Origin of the sequence: Streptomyces prasinopilosus (assembly GCF_001419695.1) — a bacterium.
GTDB lineage: Bacteria > Actinomycetota > Actinomycetes > Streptomycetales > Streptomycetaceae > Streptomyces > Streptomyces prasinopilosus.
On sequence record NZ_LIRG01000619.1, the window covers coordinates 1 to 7,004 of the forward strand.

Consider the following 7,004-nt stretch of genomic DNA (forward strand, 5'->3'; position numbering starts at 1 on the left):
CTCTTCTTGGCTCCATCGGGCGGGTCGACCCGCAATGCCCCGTTAGTGTGGTGCCTCTGCCCGCACCGGTGACCTTTTCGTGACCTCGAAGACCTTGAAGAGCCCGCAGACCTTGACCGCGCGCCGGGAGGGAGCGGGCCGGTTCACCCCGGGTTCCCGGTGGGTCCCGGCTCCGGCCGCCGCGGCGGCGGCGCCGGATGCGGCGGAGGCCGCTCGCCCGGCGGGGTTCGCCGGTGGGGGTCGCACGGCCCGCCCGAACCGTAGCCAACCCATGTGCTTCGTGTGAAGGTTGACGGGTGATATGCCCGATACGTTTTCGTGACCTTCTTCGTCACGTCACCCAGGGTGAGGGGGCGGTCCTCGAGAGTGGAGGCGTGTCCGGTCGCCGGACACGGGGCGCCGGCGGTCGCCGGAATACGGGGATGTTCCCGGGGTGGCCGCGGGTTGTCGGTGGAGCGTCCTAGACTCGGAGGGCGATGAGCAGCCTCTTTGACGACAGCTTCCTGGCGGACCTCCAGGCCCGGCGCGGCCCCGCGGACGAACCGCCGCCGCCACCCGAGGACGATCACGAGCCGGAACAGGTTCCGGACGATCTGTTCGACGGGAAGTTCGACGTGCCGCCGGACCGGGACACCCACTACCGCGACGGCGCCCCCCGCCCGGTGCTGGACCCCGCGGCCCTCCTGGAAGGGCTGAACGACAACCAGCGCGCCGCCGTCGCGCACTCCGGCTCCCCCCTGCTCATCGTGGCCGGCGCCGGTTCCGGGAAGACCCGGGTGCTCACGCACCGCATCGCGTACCTGCTCGCCGCGCGGAGCGTCCACCCGGGCCAGATCCTCGCGATCACCTTCACCAACAAGGCCGCCGGCGAGATGAAGGAGCGCGTCGAGCAGCTCGTCGGCCCGCGCGCGAGCGCGATGTGGGTGATGACGTTCCACAGCGCCTGTGTGCGCATCCTGCGCCGGGAGAGCAAGAAGCTCGGCTTCACGTCGTCGTTCTCCATCTACGACGCCGCCGACTCCAAGCGCCTGATGGCCCTGGTCTGCCGCGACCTGGACCTCGACCCGAAGCGCTTCCCGCCCAAGTCCTTCAGCGCCAAGATCAGCAACCTGAAGAACGAGCTGATCGACGAGGAGGACTTCGCCGCACAGGCGGCGGACGGCTTCGAGAAGACTCTCGCCCAGGCCTACGCGCTCTACCAGTCGAGGCTGCGCGAGGCCAACGCGCTCGACTTCGACGACCTGATCATGACCACGGTCAACCTGCTGCGGGCCTTCCCGGACGTCGCCGACCACTACCGCCGCCGTTTCCGGCACGTCCTGGTGGACGAGTACCAGGACACCAACCACGCCCAGTACGCCCTCGTGCGTGAACTCGTCGGCACCGGAGAGGACCCCGCCGGAGCGCCGCCGGCCGCGGACGCCCTGCCGCCCGCCGAACTGTGCGTGGTGGGCGACGCCGACCAGTCGATCTACGCCTTCCGCGGGGCGACCATCCGCAACATCCTCCAGTTCGAGGAGGACTACCCGAACGCGACGACGATCCTGCTGGAGCAGAACTACCGTTCCACGCAGACGATCCTCAGCGCCGCCAACGCCGTCATCGAGCGCAACGAGTCCCGCCGCCCCAAGAACCTGTGGACCAACGCGGGCGCCGGCGCGCGGATCACCGGATACGTCGCCGACACCGAGCACGACGAGGCCCAGTTCGTCTCCGACGAGATCGACCGCCTCACGGACGCGGGCGAGGCCAAGGCCGGAGACGTCGCCGTCTTCTACCGCACCAACGCCCAGTCCCGCGTCTTCGAAGAGGTCTTCATCCGGGTGGGCCTGCCCTACAAGGTCGTCGGCGGGGTCCGCTTCTACGAGCGCAAGGAGGTCCGGGACGTCCTGGCCTACCTCCGGGTGCTCGCCAACCCCGAGGACTCGGTGCCGCTGCGCCGGATCCTCAACGTCCCCAAGCGGGGCATCGGCGACCGCGCGGAAGCCATGATCGACGCCCTCTCCCAGCGGGAGAAGATCAGTTTCCCCCAGGCCCTGAAGCGCGTCGACGAGGCGTACGGCATGGCCGCCCGCTCCACGAACGCGGTCAAGCGGTTCAACACGCTGATGGAGGACCTCCGCACGATCGTCGAGTCCGGCGCGGGCCCGGCGACCGTGCTGGAGGCGGTCCTGGAACGTACGGGTTACCTCGCCGAGTTGCAGGCGTCCACCGATCCGCAGGACGAGACCCGGATCGAGAACCTCCAGGAACTCGCCGCCGTCGCCCTGGAGTTCGAGCAGGAGCGCGGTAGGGGCGCGGAGACGCCGGGGGCCGCCGCCCCGGGAGGCACGCTGGCCGACTTCCTGGAGCAGGTCGCGCTGGTCGCCGACTCCGACCAGATCCCCGACGAGGACGAGGACGGTTCCGGCGTCATCACCCTGATGACCCTGCACACCGCCAAGGGCCTGGAGTTCCCGGTCGTCTTCCTGACCGGCATGGAGGACGGCGTCTTCCCGCACATGCGGGCCCTGGGGCAGACCAAGGAACTGGAGGAGGAACGGCGCCTGGCGTACGTCGGCATCACGCGTGCGCGCGAGCGGCTGTACCTCACCCGGTCCACGCTGCGCAGCGCCTGGGGACAGCCGTCGTACAACCCGCCTTCGCGTTTCCTGGAGGAGATCCCGGCCGCCCACCTGGAGTGGAAGCGGACGGGTGCGACCGGGCCCGTGTCCTCCGGACCGGTGTCCGGGGTGGCGGCCTCGCTGTCGTCGTCCCGGTCCCGCTCGTCGGCGTCCGGCGCGTCCGGCTTCGCCACGCGCCGGGCCGCGGAGAAGCCGGTGGTGTCGCTGGCGGTCGGGGACCGGGTCACGCACGACCAGTTCGGGCTCGGCACCGTCGTCGCGATGAAGGGCACGGGCGGCAACGCGGAGGCGATGATCGACTTCGGGGACACCAAGCCGAAGCGGCTGCTGCTGCGGTACGCGCCGGTCGAGAAGCTGTAGGGCGAGAAGGGACGGCCGGGGAAGTCCGGCACGTCCGGGAGCCCTCGCCGCCACGGAGCGGCGGGGGCTCACGAGTGAGGCACCGGGAGAGGCGGGGATCCCTGCCCCGGGACGGGTGCGACGGGGCGGGTGCGGCGGCCGGACGGTCCTACGACGGTTCGAGGCCGTGGCTGCGGAACCACGCCAGGGGGTCGATCGCCGATCCGCCGGCCGGGCGGACCTCGAAGTGGAGGTGCGGGCCGGTCGAGTTGCCCGAGTTGCCCGAGAACGCGATCGGCTGACCGGCCTTCACCGCCGTGCCGGAGGCGACCTGGTAGCTGGAGAGGTGGCAGTACCAGGTCTCCGTGCCGTCCATCGCCGTCACGATCATCATGTTGCCGTAGGCGCTGTTGTACTGGGTGCGGACCGTGCCGTCGGTCGCGGCCATCACCGTCGCGCCGTACGAGACGGGGAAGTCGATGCCGGTGTGCATGGACATCCAGTTGATGCCGGACTGCCCGTAGTAGGCGCTGAGACCGTGCTGCGCGACGGGGAGCGCGAACTTCGGACGCAGCCGCTCCTGGCGGGCCGCCTCCTCGGCCGCCGCCTTGCGGTCGGCCACCTGCTGCGCCTTCAGGTCGATGCGTTCCTGGGTGCGGCTGGCCCGGTCGGCGAAGTCGCCCGCCCCGGCGGAAAGGCTCTCGAGCTGGGTGTCGAGCTGGTTGTTGGCCACGGCGGGCTGCACCAGCGGCGTGTCCGCGGCGGCCTTCGTGGTCTCCTGACCGCCGCTCTCCTCCGCGAGGTCGCCGACCGAGGCCGCCGCGATACCCGCGACACCCATGACGCACGCCGAGGGCACGGCCACCGTCAGCAGCGCGGAGCGCTTGGCCGGCGTACGGCGGCGGGCACGGGACCCGCCACGCGTCGCCGCGCGCGGCGCCGGGACGAGGACCGGGACCGACTCCTCCTGGCCGTCGAGCAGAAGAGGTACCGCGGGCAGCTCACCAGTGTCACCCGGGGCGTCCTGCGGGGACCTGTACGGATCATCGCGGACGTTCTCGTAAGGGTCCGTTCCGTGCGACCCCTGCTCGTAGGCGTCCCGGCCGTAGGACTCCTGTGCGTAGGAGTCATGGGCGGAGTGACCGGATCCCTGCGGATCGAGGTCCGGGGCGGCGGTCTCCGGGGGAGCGGGATGCTGCTCGAACGTGGCCGTGGCCTGCTGGTCGAAGGGCACGGCCTGGTGTTCGTAGGCGTCCGGGGCCGGGGCGACCGCACTGCCGTCGGAGTTCCACTGCGCGGCGTCGTAGGCCCCGGTGTCGAAGGTGTGGGTGCCCCAGTACCACTGCTGGGTCGGGTCGGCGGGGTTCTGGGCCTGGTCGGGCCGCGGCCACGCCCCGGATTCCCACGGGTCGCCCGCGTCGGGGGCCGCGGCCTGCTGCGGCATCTCCGGCGGCTGCTGTCCGGCGGTCCAGGCGGTCGTGTCGTAGCCGCCGGTGCCGTAGTCGGCCTGCTGCGGGGTCGCGTACGCGTCGTAGTGCGCGGTGTCGTGACCCGCGGCGGACCAGGTCCCGGTGATGTCCCCGGTGGCATACGTCCCCTGGGCGTGGTCGCCGGGGAGGCCGGCGAAGAGGGGGTCGGCGGAGAAGGCCGTGGCGGAGTGGCCGTCGGCTTCCGGGCCCGTGAGGGCGGAACCGGTGGCGTCGTATCCGCCGTACAGGGTGAAGTCGCCGTACTGGGCTTCCGGGGTGCCGTACGACGCGTAGTGCGCCGACGAGGTGTCGGAAGCCGGGGCCGGGGCCATGGTCCCCGACGGGTGACGGTCGTTCACCAACTTCTCTTTCGCCTCGACAACAGGGGCTGCCAGAGCAGTGCGGCGACTGTACCCGGCGGTATGCGGGCGCGACAATCTTCTGCAGGTTTCACGCGCGCAGGAAACGGGCATTCGGTTGCGTTTTGGCGGCGGTTAGGCAGGGTCTTGGTTTTGTGTTCGAAATCAGTTCGAGAATGGCCGGGGTTCCTGCCCCAAGTCGGCTGGATGGTGCTGCCGTTGTTCGGGCCGGCCCGTGATGCCGCCATGACTGACGAGGGTGAAGGAGCCGGGCGTGTCGGCCCGGGCCGCGAAGGCGGGCCTCAGGGGCGGGACGGAGGGGCGGGACGGTCCGCGTCAGGCGGTCCGCGCGCGACCGGCGGCCGGCTCCCCGGGGCGTGCCGTGTCCAGCGCCTGCCGTATGCCGGAGGCGACGGCGGGGTGCACGGGCAGGGCGAGGTGGCCGACGCCGCTCACCTGCACGTTCTGCGTGAGGAGGTCCCGGTGCTCGATCCGGGCCGCTTCCAGAGGGTCCATGATGTGGTCGAGGTCGCTCCAGAAGGCGACGAAGTGCGTGCGGCACCCGGGCGCGGGACGGGTGAGTTCCTCGATCACGGGTGAGCCGGGCCGCATCTGGCGCACGATCGGGTGCGCGTTGGCCAGGGGCGCGACGCGGGTGCCGGAGTGCGGGGTGCCCAGCGTGACCAGGGTCCGTACGCGGTGGTCACCGCCCAGGCGCTGCACGTAGTACCGCCCGATCAGTCCTCCGAGGCTGTGCCCGACGACATCGACCCGGCTGCTGCCGGTGCGCTCGCACATCTCTTCTATGTGTCGGCCCAGCAGTTCGGCCGCGACGCGGATGTCGCACGTCAGCGGAGAGTAGTTGAGCGACTCGATCCGCTGCCTGCCGTGCTGGGCGAGGCTGCGGCGCAGCAGCATGAACACCGAGCGGTTGTCGATGAATCCGTGCAGCAGCACGACCGGGGGCCGGGCCTCCGTCGGCAGCTTCGCGGTGCCCTCCGGCGCGGGGGGTTCGAGGACCGTGCCCCGCCGCTCCTGTGCCATGCCGACGGGGTAGAGGAGGGCGTGGCCCGCGAGGATCGCGAGTTCCAGGGCGGTGGCCTTCAGCAGGGCGGTGGAGAGGATCGCCGGCCGGTTCGGCACCAGGCGCCGACAGAGCGGCAGAAAGGGGAGCGCTGCCTCCGTGACCTTCATGGCCGACCTCCTGTCGGCACGCGGAGGGACGGCTCTGTCCCCCATGTGCCCTCACGGGGCGTCGCGGCGAAAGCGGTCGGTGCCGCGCGCGGAAGGCGCTTGGTACGGCCGCGGCGTACGGCGACCTCGTCGCGAAATCCCTTATGCGCATGTTCCCACTGATGCCCGTGTGACGCATGGGCGGGAGGTTCGGATCCCGAGATCCCGGAACGGTGCGCGGTGAACGTGTCCCTCTGTGTGATTTCCCCCTCGGTCCGCACCGTGAAACCGCCGGTTGCGGGATGCTGGAGATAACGTTCGTTCACTTCCCCGGCCGGTCCGGGCGGGAGTGCCCGTACCGCGGTGGCGCAGTCGGCGCGGCGGGTGGCGGGCGGCGGAGTGTCCGGTGTCCGCGAGGGGTACCGGGCGACTGACGTGTGCGGTACGTGTCGGTACGGAGGGATGGAGGCGCTTCATGGAGGCAGTGATGGGTGCGACAGCCGGTCCGATCCGCGTGGTGGTGGCCAAGCCGGGACTCGACGGCCACGACCGCGGGGCCAAGGTGATCGCGCGCGCCCTGCGCGACGCCGGTATGGAGGTCATCTACACCGGGCTTCACCAGACCCCCGAGCAGGTCGTCGACACCGCGATCCAGGAGGACGCCGACGCGATCGGCCTGTCCATCCTCTCCGGTGCGCACAACACGCTCTTCGCGGCCGTGATCGACCTGCTCAAGGAGCGGGACGCCGCGGACATCCTGGTCTTCGGCGGCGGGATCATCCCCGAGGCGGACATCGCGCCGCTGAAGGAGAAGGGCGTCGCGGCGATCTTCACTCCGGGAGCCACGACCGCGTCGATCGTGGACTGGGTCCGCGCGACCGTACGGCACCCCGCGGAGGCGTAGGACCCGCCGTCCGGGCCAGGCCGGGCTCCCGGGGCCCGGCGCCGTGCCCCGGCGCGTGGCCGCCGGCCCCGGGGCTCCACCCGGTGGGGGGCGCGCGGTCCGGTTCCGGAAGCGGCGGGCCGGGCCGGGGGAGGAG

Annotated in this window: 4 protein-coding genes; 2 read left to right on the forward strand and 2 right to left on the reverse strand. The window is 71.5% G+C overall.

Going from position 1 to position 7,004, the window contains the following annotated elements; genetic code table 11:
• The first annotated feature begins 476 nt into the window (after nt 1–476).
• Nucleotides 477–2,984 carry a DNA helicase PcrA gene (pcrA, locus tag AOK18_RS23410; protein WP_055695623.1) on the forward strand — a complete coding sequence of 836 codons (2,508 nt, stop codon included), beginning with the start codon at nt 477–479 and terminating at the stop codon, nt 2,982–2,984.
• 148 nt (nt 2,985–3,132) lie between these two features.
• Here pcrA and AOK18_RS23415 read toward each other — a convergent pair whose 3' ends face one another.
• Complete coding sequence (locus AOK18_RS23415) at nt 3,133–4,905, reverse strand: peptidoglycan DD-metalloendopeptidase family protein (protein ID WP_079105139.1); 1,773 nt, start codon at nt 4,903–4,905, stop codon at nt 3,133–3,135.
• A 222-nt stretch (nt 4,906–5,127) separates the two neighbouring features.
• Nucleotides 5,128–5,985 (reverse strand): esterase/lipase family protein, encoded by an 858-nt coding sequence (locus AOK18_RS23420; RefSeq protein WP_055695625.1) that lies wholly within the window; start codon nt 5,983–5,985, stop codon nt 5,128–5,130.
• Between the two features lie 466 nt (nt 5,986–6,451).
• Between AOK18_RS23420 and AOK18_RS23425 the strand changes: the two genes are divergently transcribed.
• On the forward strand, nt 6,452–6,868 hold the full coding sequence (locus tag AOK18_RS23425) for a coenzyme B12-dependent isobutyryl CoA mutase small subunit (RefSeq protein WP_055574335.1): 417 nt from the start codon (nt 6,452–6,454) through the stop codon (nt 6,866–6,868).
• Nucleotides 6,869–7,004: the final 136 nt, after the last annotated feature.

What these genes read in the sequence shown, in the direction of transcription:
- pcrA (WP_055695623.1), top strand. Translation starts at nt 477, where the DNA reads ATGAGCAGCCTCTTTGACGACAGCTTCCTGGCGGACCTCCAGGCCCGG.
- AOK18_RS23425 (WP_055574335.1), top strand. Translation starts at nt 6,452, where the DNA reads ATGGGTGCGACAGCCGGTCCGATCCGCGTGGTGGTGGCCAAGCCGGGA.
- AOK18_RS23415 (WP_079105139.1), bottom strand. Translation starts at nt 4,905, where the DNA reads ATGCCCGTTTCCTGCGCGCGTGAAACCTGCAGAAGATTGTCGCGCCCG.
- AOK18_RS23420 (WP_055695625.1), bottom strand. Translation starts at nt 5,985, where the DNA reads ATGAAGGTCACGGAGGCAGCGCTCCCCTTTCTGCCGCTCTGTCGGCGC.